This window comes from Ohtaekwangia sp., assembly GCF_036786105.1.
Lineage (GTDB): Bacteria > Bacteroidota > Bacteroidia > Cytophagales > Cyclobacteriaceae > Ohtaekwangia.
This window is the reverse complement of sequence record NZ_DAIQRQ010000007.1, coordinates 26,469-46,526: the sequence shown is the minus strand read 5'-3', so window position 1 is coordinate 46,526 and position 20,058 is coordinate 26,469. Positions and strand designations below refer to the sequence as shown.

Genomic DNA, 20,058 nt, shown 5'->3' with positions numbered 1-20,058 from the left:
ACTCGCAGTCCCGACAATAGTCGGGAAAACCCCGAACCTCCCCGATAGTAATCGGGGTGCTCTATGACAAGATGAGCTATAGGGACTTGAAGGCTTGAGTAAATAAAAAAGACCAAAGAATTATCTCCGGTCTTTCATGGTGAACTCGCAGTCCCGACAATAGTCGGGAAAACCCCGAACCTCCCCGATAGTAATCGGGGTGCTCTATGACAAGATGAGCTATAGGGACTTGAAGGCTTGAGTAAATAAAAAAGACCAAAGAATTATCTCCGGTCTTTTATGGTGCACTCGCAGGGATTCAAACCCCGAACCTTCTGATCCGTAGTCAGATGCTCTATTCAATTGAGCTACGAGTGCGGTTCATTCCGCGTGAGCGGCTGTGAATTTGGGACTGCAAATGTAAAGAATAAATTCACTTCACAAAACACAACGTTTGGCTCTGCCAACAAAAAAGCTATTTTTGAACCTTTATTTTACTGACAGACAGGCTAACATGAGAAAATTCGCGGCTCTATTAATTTTATCAGTTTTATTGATTCCTGCCTTTGCACAGGAAACATCCACAACAACAACTACCAAAAAAAGAACCGGCAGACCCGACATTCCGGGGACTTTTGTGCTGGAGGTAGGTGTGAACCGCGCTTCGGGGGCTCCCAGCAATTTTAAGACTGGCTTCTGGGGATCCCGTACTCTGAATGTTTACTACCAATATGAAATGCGTATTCTGAAATCGAATTTCAGTTTTGTGCCCGGCGTTGGCTTCAGCTTTGAACGCTTTAAGTTCACTAACAAATATACTTTAGACTACAGCGGAAGTACACTAATTATGGTATCGCCTGCGCAGGCGGGCCGCGATGGAACCAAGAAGTCGCAGCTCATTACCAATTACTTTGAAGTGCCGGTAGAGATATGCTTCCGCTCCAACCCTGACGATCCTGCACGCAGCTTCAAGGCTTCTGTGGGTGGTCGTGTAGGGTATCTTTTCGACTCATTCACCAAAATAAAATATACTGAGAACGGTGAAACGAAGAAGCTGAAAGATAAACAGGATTTCAACCTGACTAAATTCCGATACGGAGCTTACCTGAAAGTAGGCGTTGGTAACTTTAGTGTGTTCGGATATTATAACCTGACCAATCTGTTCAAGAATGGCAAAGGCCCTACACAAGACAGCCAGGTAAAGGACTTCAACACGGTTACTGTCGGAATTTCCCTGGCTAGTTTCTAAAAAATATTCCCACTTAACTCATGGAATTGCACAGAATATAGGTTTGTATTCTTCTGTGTAATTCCGTGACATCTGTAGGAGATTGATTTTAAATCCAATTACACAAAGGATCACAAAGAAGATTCAAAGTTTCACAAAGATACTTTCGGATTTTTTCGTCTTCCTGACTTGTATTTTTTCTGTGTAATTCTGTGGGAGATTTTTCACTTCCCTTTAAATACAGGCTTTCGTTTTTCGAGGAAAGCTTTTACCCCCTCCCGATAATCTTCTGTATTGCCCGCTATCTCCTGGCAATAGGCTTCATACTCCAGCATTTCGTCTAACGATGCCGTGGATGCTTTCTGCAACATCTTCTTTATTAGCCCAATGGATTTTGTAGGTGCTGAGGCATAGTAATCGGTATACTCTTTAACTGTAGCATCAAGCTGACCGGCCGGAACTACTTTATTTACCAGTCCGAGTTGAAGTGCTTCACTTGCTTTTACGCGGCTGCCCATGCTGCAAAGCTCAAATGCTTTTGCCAAGCCCGTAAGCCGAGGAAGGAAATAAGAAGAACCCGAGTCGGGCACCAACCCGATATTAATGAACACTTCAATCAACGTAGCTTCTTCCGAGGCCACCACTATATCGCATGCCAATGCCAGTGAACACCCTGCACCCGCAGCCACACCGTTGAGTCGGCCGACAATAGGCTTTGGTAAATTTCGCATGGCGCGGATGATGGGATTATAGCGCTTGTGCAACGAGTCGATAAACGACCGTTTCTCTGCTCCGGAGGCTGCCTTCAAATCCTGACCGGAACAAAAAGCTTTACCGGCCCCGGTAATCACGACTACGCGAACGGCATCATCTTTCGCTACAGCTTTCAGGGCATCCTGCAGCTCGTATGTAATCTCATCGTTCAGGGCATTGTAAACGTCAGGACGGTTCAGGGTAATGGTAGCAACCCCATCCTGCAAAGTATAGTCAATACATGTATAGCTCATAAGCAAATGGATAAGAATATAACAGATACTTCACACGAACGTGACGTATACTAACCCGCCTTTTGAAAGCTTAAGATAAGCACTTTAAAACAAAACCACCATGCCCACGAAGCTGGTGGCAAGACCGAGGATGCCGCCAATCATTACCTCACGTGCTGAATGTACCTGCAATTGCAATCGTGACGACATTACCAACCCGGTAATTACAATGGCGATCAACGATGGGTAAAACAGTGCACCGGTTTCAGACAAACTGTTGAGCGGTATAATAATGCCGATAAATCCCCAGGCTGCCAGGCTATGGATGCTTACTTTATAGAACAGCGTAGCAATCGCAGCGATCACCACCAGGGCATCTGCAATAATCAGGAATTTGAAGAGGTTATCGCCTAGGCTTACACCAGTTTTGGTGTAGAGCAGGTATGTAATCACCACATAGAGTATAGCAATGAAGATAAACGGCAGAATGCGTTCCCGGCGGTTTACAAGGGTTACGCTTCTGATCGAGCCGAACAATTTGAGCATCGCTATATTTATAGCCGGCAACAAAAATGTAAAGCCGAACATAATCATGATAAACGTCCAGCGGGAATCAAGTTTGAGCGGATCGAGCCCAACGGGAAAGTAAAGAGCGAACAGAGAAAACATATAGGTTACCATCAGCAACGGATGGAACAGATAAGAAATTACTTTCGCCAGGAAATTCACGCGATTAATGGATTTAGAGTTGAATGAAAGATCGATCCCGACATCGGTTATAATTCTTTACGAAGTCGCGCAACGGGTATATTGAGTTGCTCCCTGTATTTGGCAACCGTTCTACGGGCAATGTTATACCCTTTATCATTGAGAATCTTTTCAAGCTTATCGTCAGACAGTGGTTTGTTCTTGTCTTCCGCTTCAATAATATCTTTGATGATCTGTTTTACTTCACGGCTGCTCACTTCCTCACCCGAGTCGGTAGATATACCTTCGGAAAAGAAATACTTGAGTGGGTAAATTCCGAAATCAGTCTGCACTGCCTTACTGCTCGCCACACGCGATACAGTTGATATATCCATACCGATCATGCCGGCTATATCTTTCAGGATCATCGGCTTCAGCTTGGTCTCATCGCCTTCCAGGAAGAAGTCGTATTGAAAATCAACGATGGCACGCATCGTCCTCAGCAATGTTTGCTGGCGCTGCTTGATGGCATCAATAAACCACTTGGCCGCATCGAGCTTCTGCTTTACGAACGAAACCGCTTCCTTCAGTTTTTTGTCTTTCTTATCGCTCTTGTCATAAGCCTTGAACATTTCGGTATACGAGCGACTGATGCGCAGCTCGGGAGCATTGCGCGAGTTCAGTGCAAGTTCAAGTTTACCATTGTTGTTGGTGAGTATAAAATCCGGAATGATATACTGGTTCTTTACCATAGAAGGTGCGCTGCTGCCACCGGGTTTGGGGTTCAGCTTCACAATCAGGTCTACTGCATCGCGAACAAACTCTTCGTCTTCCGTTTCCAGTTTCTTCTGTATCTTCTGGTAGTGCTTCTTGGTAAATTCATCGTAGCATTCGGTGATGATCTTCTTCGCAACCGCTACATCTATATCATGGCCGTTGTCCATGCGTTCGAGCTGTAGTAACAGGCACTCCTGTAAATTGCGTGCAGCTATACCGGGCGGATCAAAAGTCTGTATCTTTTTCAGTACAGCCTCCACTTCATCAACCGTAGCCTCCACACCCTGTGAAAAGGCAAGATCGTTTACAATTGCTTCGAGGTCGCGGCGTATGTAGCCATCGCCCTCTATACTTCCCACCAGTTGCTTGCCAATGGTATAAAGCTTGTCATCGAGGCCGAGAAAATCCAGTTGATCCATCAGTTGCTCATGCAACGAGGTAGACATGGGTAGCGGCATATCGCGATCATCTTCGTCATCGCCATCACCCTGCATTTTATAACCGCTGTAATCGTCATCGCGCAGGTAATCTTTAATGTCTACCTCTTCTTCGCTTCCGGAGCTTTCCTGGTAATCCTGCTCTTCCTGGTTATCTTCTGTGCGCTCAGACTCTTCACCTTCTCCTTCTTCCAATGCAGGATTGATCTCCAGTTCCTCTTCGATCCTGGTTTCCAGCTCGGCTGTAGGTACCTGCAACAGCTTGATGAACTGTATCTGCTGAGGCGATAGCTTTTGTTGTAACGACTGACTTAATCCGAGTTTCTGCATTAAAAAATCCTAGTTTTAGATCGACTGATCAAAGACTATGCAAATTTAGAAAAATAGTCCAGTCTGTAGTTAGTATTCACCGCTTCGACCTCGCCAATATCTGGCAGAAATGACGTATTGTATACCCGTTCTGACGTATACCTTCTTTCAAAACTGGCAAGTTTTCACGTTTTTTGCGTCCCTTGTGACCGTTATTCGTTATCCGTTAACAGGTTATCCGACACTGATAACGGATAACGTGTAACGAATAACGGTTAACGGATAAAATTTAACATTCCATGAAACGCATCAAGATCAAAGAACTCCTCGAGACAAAACCTGAAGGTCAAACAGTTACCGTAAAAGGCTGGGTAAGAACCGTACGCAACAATCAGTTTATATCCCTCAACGATGGTTCTACGATCAATAATTTACAGGCCGTAGTGGAGTTGAATTCGATCGATGATGAAACGATGAAACGCATTACAACCGGTGCCTGTATATCGGTTACCGGTGAGCTGATTCCCTCTCCTGCCAAAGGACAAGCCGTTGAAGTAAAAGTAAAGTTGCTGGATATACTGGGCGATAGCGATCCTGAAAAATTTCCGTTACAACCCAAGCGCCACTCGCTGGAGTTTCTCCGCGAGATCGCGCACCTGCGTTCACGCACCAACACGTTTAGCGCCGTAATGCGCGTGCGACATGCGATGGCTTTTGCCGTGCATAAATTCTTTAACGACCGTGGATTCTTTTACATCCATACACCAATCATTACCGGTTCGGATGCGGAAGGTGCCGGAGCCATGTTCCGCGTTACTACACTGGATGCCAACAAGCCTCCACGCGCGGAAGATGGATCCGTAGATTTTAAACAGGATTTCTTCGGACGCGAAACAAACCTCACGGTATCCGGACAGCTTGAAGGCGAAACCTATGCACTGGCATTGGGTGATATATATACATTCGGTCCTACATTCCGTGCTGAGAACTCCAATACGGCACGTCACCTTGCTGAGTTCTGGATGATTGAGCCGGAGATGGCTTTCTACGACATCAACGATAATATGCAACTGGCGCAGGAGTTTCTGCAATACCTGGTGCGCTATGCGCTGGAGAACTGCATGGAAGACCTCGAGTTTCTTAACAAGCGCGCGCAGGAAGAAGAACAGGCCAAACCACAGGAGCAACGCAGCGAACTGGGCCTGATTGATCGCCTGAAGTTTGTAGCAGACAATGATTTTCAACGGTTATCCTATACGGAGGCAATTGATATACTGAAGAACTCCAACCCGAACAAGAAAAAGAAGTTTCAATACCTGGTGGAAGAATGGGGTGTAGACCTGCAATCGGAGCACGAGCGTTACCTGGTGGAGAAACATTTCAAGAAGCCGGTAATTCTGTATAATTATCCGAAAGACATCAAGGCATTTTACATGCGCCAGAATGATGACGATAAAACAGTAGCGGCCATGGATGTGCTGTTCCCGGGCATCGGCGAGATTATTGGTGGCTCGCAGCGCGAAGAGCGGTACGAGCGTATACTGAAGCGTGTAAATGAATTGCATTTACCTGAAAAAGACCTGTGGTGGTATCTCGATCTGCGCAAATTCGGATCGGCGCCTCACGCAGGTTTCGGGCTTGGTTTTGAGCGTCTCATCCTGTTTGTTACCGGCATGACCAACATCCGCGATGTGATTGCATACCCGCGCTATCCGGGAAATGCTGAGTTTTAAAATATATCGGGCGCCATCGTGCTATAATTTACACGAATGGCGCTTCCTTTACCTGTAGCCCCAGGATATTCCCTGGAATTACTTCTAAATTTCGGAGCGCTATGGCAACGCAAAAGGTAAAGTGCGACATCACCAAAAAGGATCTTCATCCTTCCCAGGCTGTAAAGGGCGAGCAAATTCGCCCGGGTATACTTCAGCTCATTCAATCTGAGCACAGCGGATTTACTCCCAACTCCTATATCTCGCTCGATGAGCTGATGAAGTATCGGAAGAAGTTCATGGAACATCTTCTTACCTCCGAAGGAAAAGAATTGTCGAAGTTGGAGCAGGATGTATTGAAAAGTGTAAACGAAAATGAATTGCTCGTCAGCAACATCGAACCAACCATCGACAGCAAGTTGAGTGTTGGCGACCGTCTGGCCGACCGCATAGCAACATTTGGCGGTAGCTGGACTTTCATCATCGTTTTCTTTTCATTTTTACTGCTGTGGATGGCCATAAATGTTTTTGTACTCACCAACCGGCCATTCGATCCATATCCCTTCATCCTCCTCAATCTTATACTCTCCTGCCTCGCAGCTATTCAAGCGCCTATTATTATGATGAGTCAGAACCGGCAGGAGGCAAAGGACCGTATGCGGTCTGAACATGACTATAAAGTAAATCTTAAAGCCGAGCTCGAGATCAGGCTCCTCCATGAGAAAATCGATCATTTACTCTTGCAGCAGAATCAGCGACTGATGGAGATCCAGCAACTTCAAATGGATTTGATGGACGATATACTCGACAAGCTCAATAACAAAAGCAAAGACAGACACGCATGAAGAAGACTTTTGCCAGCGATAATTACTCTGGCGTACATCCTGAAGTAATGGAAGCACTGCTGCGCGCAAACACAGGCCATGCTGCAGCGTATGGTGCTGACGAATATACCGGGCGTGCGATTGCCAAGTTCAAGACGTTCTTCGGAAATGATATAGAAGTATATTTCGCTTACAACGGCACCGGTGCTAACGTACTCGGACTTAGTTCGTTGACGCGCTCTTTTCATTCCATTATCTGCTCAGACCTGGCGCACATCAACGTAGATGAATCTACGGCACCGGAAAAGTTTCTCGGCTGCAAGCTGGTGACAATCCCTACGAAGGATGGCAAAATATACCCGCACGAAATTGAGAGCAAGATACAGCGTGTTGATGACCAGCATCATCCGCAAGCGGGTGTTATCTCCATTTCGCAATCCACTGAATATGGAACAGTATATAGCGTGGATGAAATAAAAGCGATAGCAGCGGTTGCCAGGAAGCATAAGCTATATTTTCACATGGATGGTTCGCGAATCGCAAATGCAGCGGTAAGCCTGGCGAAGGATTTTGCAGCCTTTACGCGCGATGCTGGTGTGGACGTACTTTCCTTTGGCGGCACCAAGAATGGTATGATGTTCGGAGAAGCAGTGATCTTCTTTAATCCGGAGCCTGCCAAATACTTTAAGTACATACGCAAGCAGGGCATGCAGCTTCACTCGAAGATGCGCTTTATCGGGGCACAGTTTGAAGCGTTGCTTTCCAACGACCTGTGGAAGCGAAATGCAGAGCACTGCAACCGCATGGCCAGGTTACTGGAACAGGAATTAAGAAGCTCGGGAATCGAGATAACGCAGCCGGTATACGCGAATGGCATCTTTGCCATACTGCCGCCCACCATTACCTCTGCGCTACAGCAGGAACACTATTTCTATGTGTGGAATGAGCGTACCCATGAAGTACGACTGATGTGCTCGTTCGACACAACGGAAGACGAGATTAAGAACTTCGGGCACACGTTGCGTGGGCTATTGAAGAAAAATCCGTAAGAATCAGGGAAAGTATATACAGTCGATAGAATCGCAGTTATTTCTTAACGAACTTGAATGTGCTGTTGAACTTTGAGTCTTTGTCGCGCATAGCCAACAGGTAGTAACCGGAAGCCAGGTCTTTTACGCGTACTCGAAGCTCGTGTTCATCCACGATTTCAGTTTCGGCAGCCATTTCGTTACCGATAATGTTGTGTAAAGTAAGACGGATATCCTGTGCCTTGAATTGCTCGATGCGCACATGTACAAATTCTACGGCAGGATTCGGGAATATATGGATAGACTTGGCAATATCTACATGTTCAGTCTGTATAGATGTCTGTTCGCGCTCCTGAGCAAGCACCGAACCGGCGGCTACTGCAGCGATCATCACAAATACTAATCTCGCAAAACGCATATCCTGTAATTATATTTTCTATATCTACGACAAATATTAAACCAAAGTTGATCTAAAAAACAGATTCTTACACCTTAGATGCGGCCAACCCCCCAAAAGTTTAGACAAACGTCAAAAATATTTTCACTGCTTAACACAATTTAGATGCTGACCATTGAAAACTTCTCTAAAAAATATGGCGACAGGCTTGTTCTGGCTTTTTCGGTAGTCCGGTTTGAAGCAGGCGCTTACTGGATAAAAGGACAGAATGGCTCAGGCAAGACTACATTTTTTAAAGCGCTGGCAGGACTTCATCCCTGTGGTGGCACGGTGCGTTTTGATGACGGCACAGACCTCCGGCAACATCCGGTGGTGTACCGTAAACGAGTTAACTATAGTGAAGCCGAGCCGCTCTATCCGGGCTTTCTTACCCCCAAAGATCTATTCCGTTTTATAGGCAAAGCGAAAGATGCAACGCCGGATCAGCAGCAAAATCTTATTCGTGCCTTTGGTATCGACTTGTATATTAATCAGCCGTTTGAGACCCATTCAAGTGGTATGTTGAAGAAAGTCTCTGTTGCACTGGCGTTCCTGGGCAAACCACAACTCATCATTCTCGATGAGCCTCTCATCACGTTAGATGAAGCGGCACGTACCATCTTGCTCCGGCATGTGCAGCAACGCATTACCGAAGAGCAGGTAACGTTCCTGATATCGTCTCATCAACTGCTGGAGCAGGATATACTTCCTGTAACGGCTGCATATAGCATTCAAAATCAAAGCCTGATGCCAGTATGAAACCGGAGCGATCGATATTCCATGCCGTTTTCACGCGTGAGTTTTACCGGCACAATGCCAGTTTCTTTTTGCTGGTAACAGGACTGGCTGCGGGCTTTCTGCGTGGCTCCGATCATATAGCACTTGCCGAACTCTTTACCAGCAACCCTTTACTTTTATCAATACCTTTTGCAGTCTGGCTCATCTATACATTGAAAGTGATCGCTTTTAACAGTGAAGCATTGAAACGCAGCGAAAATGAATTTCTCTACACGTTCATTCTGCTGCCCAAAATCGATCAGCATAGCGCGTTGCTCATAACACTCATTAATCAGCTTATGCCTGCTATTGTGTATGGTATATTTCTGGTTATGATCGCTTTGCAACTTGATTTGATGCTATCGGCTGCAGTGATTGTGATTATGCTGGCAGCATTGATAGTATGGGCTACCTGGCGCCTGCATCGGTCGCTTCAGCAACCTGATCTTGAAAGGAAAGTACATCCTGTAAAACGATGGTTCGATCGAACCTTTCACAAGCCTTATACCATCTTCTTTACCGAATGGATTTTACAACGACAACCCTTGCCGCTGATTGGCTTCAAAGCTTTTAGCATCGCTATAGTATTAACGGTATGCTATCTCTATAGCGATGAGCCATACGACCATCGGTTGCTTGCTATGGGAGTTGTTATTTCAGCTACCGCCCATTTTCCACTGCTGATGGAGTTGCACCGCTTTGAGAATTTTCACTTTCCTGTGTTACGGCAATTGCCGCTAAAGTTTTCGCAGCGGGTGCTCTACACGCTCGGCACACTATCGCCACTAATGCTTCCGGAATGCGGTTTACTCATTACTTACTTTCCTGAAAATCTTCCGGCAACTGTATTACCTGAGAGTATACTGCTACTTTTTTCAGTGATTATATTCATCTCTGGCTCGTTGTATGTAAAAGACCGCAAACTGGAACACTGGAATCAGCGAATATTTTTCACAGCGATGGCGTTGATTGCGTTAATTCTGTTCTCTATACCGCTCCCGGTATTTATCGTTGTGCTTTCAGCAGCAGGATTATACCAGTGGAGACGTATGTTCTATCGGTTTGAGTACATCAGCGATCCAATAAATCATGATCGCTGATCTATACTATATTATTTTGCCTTTGAGGATTACGCGATCGATCACCCGACTGCCAAACGCGTACGGCATATAGGCTATACCCGACATAGGAGTTGTGATGTATACATTGGCAACCTTGCCGGGTGTGATGCTTCCATGCGTATGCTGCAGCTCGAGTGCTGCTGCTGTGTTTAGGGTAGCTGCATTGATCGCTTCTTCGGGAGTCATTTTCATTTTTATACAGGCAAGCGATACCATCAGCGGCATATTGCCACTGGGTGCAGAGCCCGGGTTATAGTCGGAGGCTATTGCTAACGGTAATGCCGCTTCAATCAGTTGACGTGCGGGAGGAAATGGCAATCCCAGAAAGAATGCTGCGCCTGGGAGAGCCGTTGGCATTACGGTGCTGTTCTTCAGTGCTTCTATTTCTTCAACTCCTATATTTTCAAGATGATCAACACTAAGAGCACCTGTTTTAACACCTACCTGTACACCTCCGGAGCGATGCAATTGATTGGCATGTATGCGCGGCTTCATACCAAACTGCTTGCCTGTTTCTACAATGCGTTCCGTTTCATCCATTGTAAAGAAACCCTGTTCACAAAACACATCGATATAGTCGGCCAGCTTTTCGGCAGCTACAGCCGGTATCATTTCATCGATGATGAGTTTTATATAATCCGACTGTATTATACCGGCAGGTATTGCGTGTGCTCCCAGAAATGTAGTCTTTACAGTAAGCGGAGTTTCATTCCCGATGCGTCTGGCAATGCGAAGCATGCGGAGTTCATCGCGTGTAGTGAGTCCGTAGCCGCTCTTGATTTCAACAGCACCAGTACCGGTAGCCATGATCTCGTTGGCGCGAAGCAGGGCGCGCTCATATAGTTCATCGTCTGAGGTTTGCTGAAGTTTGCGTGCAGAGTTCAGTATACCTCCGCCCTTCGCGGCAATCTCGGCATACGAAGCGCCTTTGATCTTCATCACAAATTCTTCTTCGCGGCTGGCGGCAAAAACGAGGTGGGTATGCGAATCAACAAAAGAAGGGAATACATATCGGCCGGTGGCATCAATCTCTTCAGAAGCATGTATAACTGGCAGCTCTTCCATGCGACCATACGCCTGTATCACGCCGTTGTTAAGGTGCAGATAAGCATTCTCCAATACCGGCAACTCGCTCATAGCCTTTCCGGCCACACGATCTATACCGGCTGCACGTACCTGCACCAACCCCTTGATATTCCGGATCAATATATCTGCCATGACCCGAAGTAACGCACGTCTCCACAATAATCAAAGCAGACACGGGATTACATGGAGATATAGGCTGTAAAGGCGCACGTAAACACGTACACACCTATCAATGAAAAACACGTTAATTATTTTCCGAACGACTCAACCTTGTAATCGAGGTTGGTACCGAATACAGGGAAGCAGATCTTGAGCAACGCATAGAACGTTCTCTTCTCCAGTGCGGGGCGATATCCTACCTCTGCACCATACGACCAACCAAACTGACGGTTGAAGCGACCATCCAAGCCGAGGCGGAACCCGAGCTTCTTGGTCTTTAGTGGATCAATTGAATACGTAGCCGTTGAGCCGGCAATAGCGGCTCCGAAAGAATCTTTATTCGTATATATTATATCATCCAGCGTAAGCGAAGGTGCAAAAAGTATATCGGCATACGCAGTGATCATCAGGTCATCTATACCTTCTTCAAATTTATCGAAGTTCACGGCTACGTTTTTGATCCAGCTCATAGAACCGCCCAGGTAAAGGCCTTTGGATGCGATGTTGGTAAACGGATGTACATTTACGAGTTTGCCCGAAGTATTATACTCTTGCAGCGGCAGTGGTTTACCTTCCGCTGTAACCAACACGTTGTTATTCATTTTCTGGGCGCTGAGGGCACGGGCAACATCCGTGGAGCTATCCCAGATTATACCGCCTAAACGCACACCATATATCTTGCGCACTTTGCAGGGTACATCAGCACTCAGGGGTACGCGGGCTGCCCATTTATCCCCCTTATAGCTTTTCTTGTAGAGGAACATTTTGGTTTTGGAGCTTTCCTCAAAATCTTTGATATGGTACGTAAGTCCAAACTCGTAATAGTTAAAAACTTCAGCACGATTGTCTACGCTGCTTTGCTTGCTGGCCAGGTCGCGCGAGAAATCGAAAAACTGCTGGCTATAGGTTTTCCGGAACTGCACCCGGAAATCCATCTTGTCTTTATGATAGTAAACTGCTTCTGCCCCAAACCCTGCATTCACGTTGGTAGCAAACAATTCGCCGTATAGTGGCATAAGTCCAACAAAAAGCTTGTTGACCGAATACGGCTCGTCATATATTTCTTCGTAGGTAACGGCCGTTTTATCCTTACGTTCGCCCTGCGCAAAAAGGGAGACGCTAAGCGTCATGCACGCAGCCATAAAAATGAGAAAGCGATGGTTCATATTACGGGTAGTTGAGTAATAATCAGTAAAAATAGTAAAAGTCAGGCTAAAAATTGTTTTACCTGTATACTCCGGTGCCGGCAGATGTAATACTTTCCTGAAAAAATAATCAATTTGAACGACTTTCGAGCATCTTTTTGAGTTGCTCCAGTTCTTTCAGCTTGCTTTCGATATCGGCTTCCTTCATTTTCCGTTCGGTAATATCTTCAAACATACCCAATACTGCGACTACTTCTCCGTGCTGATTCATTATCGGCACTTTGCTGGTGAGTACCCACGATACATCACCATTGCTGTTCACATTCTTCTCTTCCAGGTTGAGGCGCGCCTTGCGGCTGTTCATCACTGCCATGTCATCGGCGCGATAGGCTTCGGCATGTTCCCTCCACGGCATATCAAAATCGGTATGCCCTACAAGTTCTTTGTGTGACTTGAGACCTGCTACGTTGGCAAAGATCCGGTTACACCCCTGGAAGCGCAGTTCCCTGTCTTTCCAGAATACAGCGCGTGGTATATTATCAATGATCGTTTGCAGCGTTTCCTGTGCATCGTTGAGGCTATCGATCATCGAGTTGATCTTCATGGTATTGTAAGCTACTGTTACCAGATCAGCACATGACTTGAGGAACTCTATATCTTCTTCTGTCCATTGCTTTTGTTCATGCTGATGCTCGCAGTTAATCACCCCGGCAATACGACCTTCATTGAAGAAGGGTACACCCAGTAACGAACGTATATCCTGCGGGTTAAAATAGTTCTCAGTAAACTCGCGAGTCGCTGCATGGGTCAGCGCATCGTTTGCTATAATAATGTCTTCGCGTGTAAGAGTTTCAAAAAAGTCGGGGTAATCTTTTGCCATCAGCTCGGCGCCTGACTCAAATGATTTATCCCGGAGCTTATATAATTTTTCACTGGTCAGCTTATTGCGCAGGTTGTTGAGCGACCATACGCTGCATCGCGATACATGAAGTTGCTGACAAATAGTGGAAGTAATTTTCTCCAGCGCTGCATTCCAGTTACCAGATTGCACATCACGGTTCTTGGTAAGCTCCATTAAAACTTTACGATTTTTCTGGCTGATCTCGTTGCGCTGCTTTTCGCCATCAAGCATGTTCTGGATATGCTTTTCCTTGCGGCGCATTTCTTCTTGTGTGGCCTCCAGCTCTTCCATGTTCTGGCGCATCTCCTCTTCCTGCGCGCGCATCTCTTCGGCCTGCTGCTGAGTACGCTCCAGCAGAACGCGCGTGCTCTCATTAGCCCGCACAGTAGATATGGTAGACGCTATACTTTCTGCCAGTTTTTCAACAAGGTCTATTTCAAATTCCTGGTATTGCCCGAAGGTCGCGAGCTCAATTACACCATAGGTGCGCTCGTTTACTTTCAGTGGCACCAGCAAGAGTGCATTGGGGTTAGAACCTCCCAAACCAGAGGTTATGGATATATATTCCTGCGGCACCTCTACCAAATAGATGCGTGCACCTTCCATGTAGGTTTGACCTACCAGGCCTTCGCCAATAGCCACTCTCTTTTTCAGGAACTTCTTGCGCTCAAAGGCATAGCAGGCTACGAGCTCCAGAAAATGGTCACCTTCAGTCTCTTCGTTCAGCACGAACAAACCTCCCTGGTTGCTCCTGGTATATTTTACAACAAATTTGATGATGTTATCAAAGAGTTCTTCCGTAGAAGAAGTTGATGTGCGCAGTATCTCCCCTATTTGTGCCAGACCAGTAGTGGACCAGTTGCGTCTGCGGTCTTCTTCGGCATTGTTGCGCAGTTTGTTGCGCATATTGAGAAGCGTTTCGCCAAGGCCTGCATCGGCCAGCTCTTGCAGCTCAACGTCATAGTTACCCGCCGATATAGATTCTACAAAGCCGGTGAGTGAATTAACATCTTTGTTTTGTGCTTCCAGCCTTTTGCTGTTTTCTTTTACGAGGCTGTCGCTACTGCTTTGCAGGCGGTATAATATCACACAAAGTACTGCAAACGCTGTTATAACCAACGCAATGGATAACCACGACAACAGATTTATATAAGAGGCATCGGCTTTTACATTTATATCGATGTGGTTGATCAGCTGATCCATTTTCTTCTGGAATGCTTCATAGCTGGCATCGAACTTCTGGTCGAGCTGGCTTCCGGCTTGTTCTGTTGAGCCGGTAGAAATAATGGCACCCGTGCTGTCGCGCTTCGGCTGTGTTTTCAACTCCTGCTGCTTGAATTTCCAGCGCTCTTGTGCTGATTCGGCCAACCGGTCGAGGCTGATGATGGATTCTTTCAGAATAGCTTTTGTTTCTTCATCAATATCGCTTTTGAATTTGCCGAGTTCATTCTCTTTTCCATCATACGCAGTTTGCAATATATCTCTGGAAGTGTTGAACAGCGGCAAAATGTCGCGCTCATAATTGAGTGTAGCATCACCGGTCATCAGCTCTTCAAACCACAAGTGCCCTTGTGTTACACGGTTCTTGATGTTATCTCCCAGTGCTATATAGGGAAGGTTATTCTGATATGTACTGACTGTGCTGCGTTCAACATACGAAATAAGAATGGCGATGATCAGTCCGATAATTCCAAAGGCGATCGTGAATTTCAGGGCACGGTTTTTCATGCAGTCAAAATAAGTTTAGCAAGTAGAGCTTAGGGTGAAAAGTTAGCAATATGACCGTGAAAAAGAAAAAGGATTGTATGGTTTCAATCGAAATAGAATGTTTTGAAAAAGATTGCCCGCGAAAGAAACTCGCACACAGGAGAATACCTGTTGAAAATATAAAAGACCAACGCCGTGGGGAAGTAAAGAACAAGCAATGATTACAAACGGCAGGAATCGGTGATGATCACAAAACGCTCTTACAACGGCAAAACCAGTTTCATACAAATATTGCGACCCATATTATAGATGCCGGAGCGACCGTTGGGCGTCTGGCTGTAATACTCAAAGTACTTGAGCCTGCTCAGGTTAGACTGATATACTTCGTTCAGCAGGTTGTTTACCTGCACTTGCAGTTGGGCGGTGTTGCTCCTGCAATACGATATATCTGCCGAGACGCCAACGTTAAGAACAGCATAGCCGGGTGTTCTTGTCTCGGTGTTATTAATACCCAGGTATCGGTTCTGTGCTGCGGTAAGTTCTGTCTCCATCCGCGCGGTAAGGCTTGTAATATATTTTGAACGAACGGTCATCTTTTGCGACACGTCTGTTACAAATTTTACCGGTGGTATCAACGGCAGGTATTCACCATTTTGCTTGTCATTTTTATATTCTGACTTCCGGTTAAACCCATAGACAAGCGCCAGGCTGTTATCCCAACGAAAGCCTTTTATTTTTTCAGGATGTAACGAGAATGTTGCTTCGGTTCCATACAGTTGTGCTGAAGACTGCTCGTATTGATAGGTCTTGTTTCCCTGTGTATCGCGAATAGGATTATTATCAGCATCTACCAGCAGGGACAGGTAAATATAGTTGGTAACATGATTGTTGAATACACTCAACGATCCTGAAAAGTTGCTGTAGTGGGCTGTTATACCGATATCTTCCTGCAGCGAAAATTCGGGATCGAAGTTACGATTGCCGAGGTATATAATGTGTGCCCCGGGATCAAGTCCGTTGGAAGCAATCTCTGTAATATTCGGAGCGCGGTAGCCCCGTGCTATATTTGCTTTCAGACTTACTTGTGGATTTACCTGATAGGTTACACCCGCGCTGGCCGATATACCGCCCAGCCGTTTCTGGTATTTCGAAAATTGCAGAACAGCATGAGCGGTATCCGGTATAGATACATGCCGGCCGAAGCCTGTAGCAGGATCGGTGCCTACATAAAAATCATTCCATCGCACATCGCGAACATCGTAACGCGCGCCACCGCCCAGTGTCCAGTCTTTATGTTTCCACTTGAAGTGTACATACATACCGGCATCCACCAGGTTATAGTCCGGTATAGGGAAGTCGGTAGCGTTTTTACTCTTGTTGTTCTGCACCATGCCATTAATACCTGCAGTGGTTTCTATGTTGGCAATGGCAGGTGCGTTGTAGCGCAGGCCATAGTTATAAGTGTTCAGCCGCAGGTATAATCCTGCCTGCTGCGGTGCTGTGGGGTGGTTATATTCCCTTCTGTGATTTTGCTGAAAGGCAAATTGAAAATCGATGTCTCCCTTCCCTATCGCATAAAAATTATGCGTATACATACGATAATGTTGAATATGCTGATGCAGCGGCGAAAGCTTGTATGAATTCAGTTCGTCATCCGATACTACAGGGCGCTTGGCTACATGGTCTGCAAGACCTTCGTATATCTGCCTGGTAAATTTCCGGCTTAGCGAATCGCGACTGCCATCGGGTATACCTTGCAGGTTATCGTAGAGAGTAACATTAAAGTGCGAGTATCCCTTGTCGTTGGTATAGCCCAGCAAGGCCGATATATTCTTCTCATCGAAATTGGTATTATAGACACGACCGTCTACAGCATTACGATAATTTTTGGCCACGCGATACGACCCGCGAAGAGCCGCCAGAAAATGCTTGTCACTATAGCCTACCTGCAGCCCGTTGCCAATGAGGTTATTATTCGTTTGATACTCGGATGTAAACTTGCCATGAATCTTTCCATCCTGCTCGTCCGGAATACAGGGAAACAAACTTACCACACCGGCCAGCGCATCCGATCCATACATAAGACTGGATGGGCCTTTAATTACTTCGGCACGCTCCATATTATAGGCATCCACTTCAATGCCGTGCTCATCGCCCCACTGTTGCCCCTCCTGCCGTATACCATCGTAGAGTGTAAGTACGCGGTTATAACCTAATCCACGAATGAAAGGCTTGGAGATGTTGGGACCTGTTTTCACTACAGCCAGACCTGGAGCATTTTTGGAGAGGGCATCGATGATGTTACTTTCTGCTGCCTGCTCCAACGCACGTGGCGATATACCAATAATAGCAATCGGGTTTTCACGCACCAGCGTAGCACGGCTTACACCTGTGATAACCACTTCGTTCAATGTGGTGCCATCTGCATTCAATTCAAAATCAACGATGGTATTCTCTCCATCCACTACGATGGTCTTCTCTGCTTTCAGATAGCCGATGCAGGATACCTGCACCTGGTAAGTGCCCGGAGGTATATTCTTGACAGAGTAACGGCCGGTGCTATCGGTAGCACTTCCAAACGAAGTCTTTGCCAGGAATACAGTGGCAAACTCCACAGCCTTTCCTTCTGACATTACTTTGCCGGATAAAGCAGCCTTCTGAGCAAAACCCGCCGGCATAAAAACCATCAACCACCCCAAAACGATTATTCCTTTGCGTACACAGAACAATACCATACTTTTATAGTTCAGGCTACAAAAATAATAATGTTAGATTGACCTAACAATATCAGTTTGAATGTATTTTCATATTTTTGCTGCATGCTCTCATTAACCGAAGAAAATTATCTGAAAGCCCTGCTAAAGCTGACGCTTGAAAAGGAGACGAAGGAAGCAGGCACGAATGAGCTGGCACAGTTGCTGCAGGTAAAGCCAGCCACCGCGAATGATATGCTGAAGAAGCTGAAGGAGAAGTCGCTGGTTATGTATGAGAAGTATGGCAAGATCTCGCTGACCACTGAAGGCCGGAAACGCGGCATTGAGGTGATCCGCAAGCATCGCCTGTGGGAAACATTCTTATACGAGAAACTGGATTTTACCTGGGACGAGGTACACGAAGTGGCCGAACAACTGGAGCATATTCAATCGGCAAAGCTCGTCGATAAGCTTGACAAGTTTTTGGGTTTTCCGAAATACGATCCGCATGGCGATGTAATTCCCAATGCCAAAGGCGAAATGATCGTGCTCTCGAAAAAGACATTACTGGAAGAGGAAATAGGACACAACTGCCGCATGGTAGGTGTAAAAGATAACTCCTCTGCTTTTCTTCAATATGTAGATAAAGTTGGTCTGCGCATCAATAACGATATAAAAATACTCTCACGGCAATCGTACGATGATTTGATCGATATAGAAGTAAATGGAAAAAGATCGAGCGTAAGCCCCAAGTTCGCTGAGAACATCATCATCGTGTGCAACCAATGCGGAGATACTAAAACACGCAAACCCATACGCAAGCGGTAGCCTTGTTTACTTCCGACTTTCCTTCTTCCTGACTTCCTGTCTCTCTGACTTGTATTTAAAATAAAAAAAGAGGAATGCATCACTACACTCCTCTTTGCTACTCTCCTCACAATATTTTATTCATTTCGCAACGAGTCCACCGGGTTGCTGCGGGCTGCCCGCACGGTTTGAAGGCTCATGGTAAAGAACGCCAGCGCAAACACGGCTATACCGGTGAAAGTTTGATGTAATTGAATAGTATAGTATAGGTAAAAGTGCTTTGTTATTCGCTGCGCAATGAATTGACCGGATTCGCGGATGCCGCCTTGAGCGTCTGGAAACTGATGGTGATCAACGTAGTCATGAGCAGCGTAAGGAATGCCAGCATAAATATCATCGGGCTCACCGTAACGCGTGTGGCAAAATGTTCCAGCCATTGATTCGCTCCGATCCAGGCCAGCGGTATAGCAATCGCATTCGAGGCAACTACCAGCATCAAAAACTCTTTCGAGAGCAATCGGGCAATCTGCCATACATCGGCACCCAGTATCTTTCTTACGCCAATCTCTTTGGTGCGTGTCAGTACCATGAACGATACCAATCCCAGTAAACCGATCATGGCTATGATGATCGTTACCAGCGAGAATAATCCGAATACTTTTACCAGCTTCAGCTCAGCCTGATATTGCCGTTCAAAATCCTGATCGAGAAAGAAGTAGTTAAAGTCATAGCCAGGAAAATGCTTTTTCCAAAGGTTCTCGGTTTGCCCGATCAGTTGTTTTGTATCGGCCGCTTTAAAACGAATACCATAGAGATAACTATTGGCAGAATTATAATCCATCACCATCGGGCCTACGTTTTGTTGTAATCCATACTGGTGATAATTCTTTACCACACCAATCACTTCGCCTTCCGGATAGCGCGAAGGTGATGTGATCTTTTTACCAATGGCTTCCTGTGGAGACGACCAGCCAAACATAGCCACTGCTTTTTCATTTAATACCAATCCGTCTTTTAAAAATGCAGCGTGATCACGACTGAATGATTCACCGGCAATCATCTCCAATCCCAATGTCTGTATATAGTGATCATCCACTGCCATATACTCTACGGAGATTGCATCATCGCCCGTTTTCCCTTCCGGATAAGCGATCTGCCCCGACCATCCGGGATTGCCCGGCAATGAGTTGGTATAGGTAACATCTTCCACGGCTGTGATAGTGCGCAATTCTTCGCCAAATGTTTTGAAGGCTTCCTGA

16 protein-coding genes and 1 tRNA gene are annotated in these 20,058 nt (G+C 46.0%); 7 read left to right on the top strand and 10 right to left on the bottom strand.

Translation table 11 applies throughout. The annotated features are described in order from the left end of the window. Positions 1 to 280 precede the first annotated feature (280 nt). Positions 281 to 357: transfer RNA gene (locus tag V7Q33_RS05455), tRNA-Arg, on the bottom strand. Positions 358 to 493: 136 nt separating this feature from the next. Here V7Q33_RS05455 and V7Q33_RS05450 point away from each other — a divergent pair. Next, entirely contained in the window at positions 494 to 1,228 is a 735-nt protein-coding gene (locus V7Q33_RS05450) for a hypothetical protein (RefSeq protein ID WP_331980585.1), read from the top strand. A gap of 203 nt (positions 1,229 to 1,431) precedes the next feature. On the opposite strand, the gene V7Q33_RS05445 is transcribed toward V7Q33_RS05450, so the two are convergent. The 3 genes from V7Q33_RS05445 to rpoN form a co-directional block, all read right to left on the bottom strand. Beyond that, the gene (locus V7Q33_RS05445) at positions 1,432 to 2,214 is read right to left on the bottom strand and encodes an enoyl-CoA hydratase/isomerase family protein (protein WP_331980583.1); all 783 of its coding nucleotides are present in this window, start codon (positions 2,212 to 2,214) and stop codon (positions 1,432 to 1,434) included. A gap of 84 nt (positions 2,215 to 2,298) precedes the next feature. Next, positions 2,299 to 2,922: a hypothetical protein gene (locus V7Q33_RS05440; protein WP_333819148.1), complete on the bottom strand. Its 624-nt coding sequence runs from the start codon at positions 2,920 to 2,922 to the stop codon at positions 2,299 to 2,301. 47 nt (positions 2,923 to 2,969) lie between these two features. Then, positions 2,970 to 4,424: an RNA polymerase factor sigma-54 gene (rpoN, locus tag V7Q33_RS05435; protein ID WP_331980579.1), complete on the bottom strand. Its 1,455-nt coding sequence runs from the start codon at positions 4,422 to 4,424 to the stop codon at positions 2,970 to 2,972. A gap of 278 nt (positions 4,425 to 4,702) precedes the next feature. Between rpoN and asnS the strand changes: the two genes are divergently transcribed. The 3 genes from asnS to V7Q33_RS05420 all read left to right on the top strand — a co-directional run bounded on the left by asnS (position 4,703) and on the right by V7Q33_RS05420 (position 7,988). Beyond that, positions 4,703 to 6,136 carry an asparagine--tRNA ligase gene (gene asnS, locus V7Q33_RS05430; RefSeq protein WP_333819147.1) on the top strand — a complete coding sequence of 478 codons (1,434 nt, stop codon included), beginning with the start codon at positions 4,703 to 4,705 and terminating at the stop codon, positions 6,134 to 6,136. Positions 6,137 to 6,237: 101 nt separating this feature from the next. After that, complete coding sequence (locus V7Q33_RS05425; RefSeq protein ID WP_331980575.1) at positions 6,238 to 6,960, top strand: DUF1003 domain-containing protein; 723 nt, start codon at positions 6,238 to 6,240, stop codon at positions 6,958 to 6,960. Beyond that, complete coding sequence (locus V7Q33_RS05420; RefSeq protein WP_331980573.1) at positions 6,957 to 7,988, top strand: threonine aldolase family protein; 1,032 nt, start codon at positions 6,957 to 6,959, stop codon at positions 7,986 to 7,988. The genes V7Q33_RS05425 and V7Q33_RS05420 overlap by 4 nt, the downstream gene beginning before the upstream one ends. Before the next feature lie 37 nt (positions 7,989 to 8,025). Here V7Q33_RS05420 and V7Q33_RS05415 read toward each other — a convergent pair whose 3' ends face one another. Beyond that, positions 8,026 to 8,385 (bottom strand): T9SS type A sorting domain-containing protein, encoded by a 360-nt coding sequence (locus V7Q33_RS05415; RefSeq protein ID WP_331980571.1) that lies wholly within the window; start codon positions 8,383 to 8,385, stop codon positions 8,026 to 8,028. A 144-nt stretch (positions 8,386 to 8,529) separates the two neighbouring features. On the opposite strand from V7Q33_RS05415, the gene V7Q33_RS05410 reads away from it, so the two are divergent. Together V7Q33_RS05410 and V7Q33_RS05405 are read left to right on the top strand one after the other, a co-directional pair. Further along, positions 8,530 to 9,162, top strand: coding sequence for an ABC transporter ATP-binding protein (locus tag V7Q33_RS05410; RefSeq protein WP_331980569.1), 633 nt, complete (start codon positions 8,530 to 8,532; stop codon positions 9,160 to 9,162). Then, complete coding sequence (locus V7Q33_RS05405; protein WP_333819146.1) at positions 9,159 to 10,280, top strand: hypothetical protein; 1,122 nt, start codon at positions 9,159 to 9,161, stop codon at positions 10,278 to 10,280. The genes V7Q33_RS05410 and V7Q33_RS05405 overlap by 4 nt, the downstream gene beginning before the upstream one ends. A 6-nt stretch (positions 10,281 to 10,286) precedes the next feature. Here the strand turns inward: V7Q33_RS05405 and hutI are convergent, their stop codons facing one another. From hutI to V7Q33_RS05385, 4 genes are all read right to left on the bottom strand, one after another. Continuing rightward, positions 10,287 to 11,519: an imidazolonepropionase gene (hutI, locus tag V7Q33_RS05400; RefSeq protein ID WP_331980565.1), complete on the bottom strand. Its 1,233-nt coding sequence runs from the start codon at positions 11,517 to 11,519 to the stop codon at positions 10,287 to 10,289. Positions 11,520 to 11,635: 116 nt separating this feature from the next. Further along, on the bottom strand, positions 11,636 to 12,712 hold the full coding sequence (locus tag V7Q33_RS05395; protein WP_331980563.1) for a hypothetical protein: 1,077 nt from the start codon (positions 12,710 to 12,712) through the stop codon (positions 11,636 to 11,638). A gap of 109 nt (positions 12,713 to 12,821) precedes the next feature. Continuing rightward, complete coding sequence (locus V7Q33_RS05390; RefSeq protein ID WP_333819145.1) at positions 12,822 to 15,320, bottom strand: GAF domain-containing protein; 2,499 nt, start codon at positions 15,318 to 15,320, stop codon at positions 12,822 to 12,824. Positions 15,321 to 15,559: 239 nt separating this feature from the next. Next, positions 15,560 to 17,977: a TonB-dependent receptor gene (locus V7Q33_RS05385; RefSeq protein WP_333819198.1), complete on the bottom strand. Its 2,418-nt coding sequence runs from the start codon at positions 17,975 to 17,977 to the stop codon at positions 15,560 to 15,562. A gap of 141 nt (positions 17,978 to 18,118) precedes the next feature. Between V7Q33_RS05385 and V7Q33_RS05380 the strand changes: the two genes are divergently transcribed. Then, on the top strand, positions 18,119 to 18,820 hold the full coding sequence (locus V7Q33_RS05380) for a metal-dependent transcriptional regulator (RefSeq protein ID WP_331980559.1): 702 nt from the start codon (positions 18,119 to 18,121) through the stop codon (positions 18,818 to 18,820). Between the two features lie 262 nt (positions 18,821 to 19,082). Here V7Q33_RS05380 and V7Q33_RS05375 read toward each other — a convergent pair. Beyond that, positions 19,083 to 20,058, bottom strand: a 976-nt coding sequence (locus V7Q33_RS05375; RefSeq protein WP_333819144.1) for an ABC transporter permease, incomplete at its 5' end; no start/stop codon positions are given.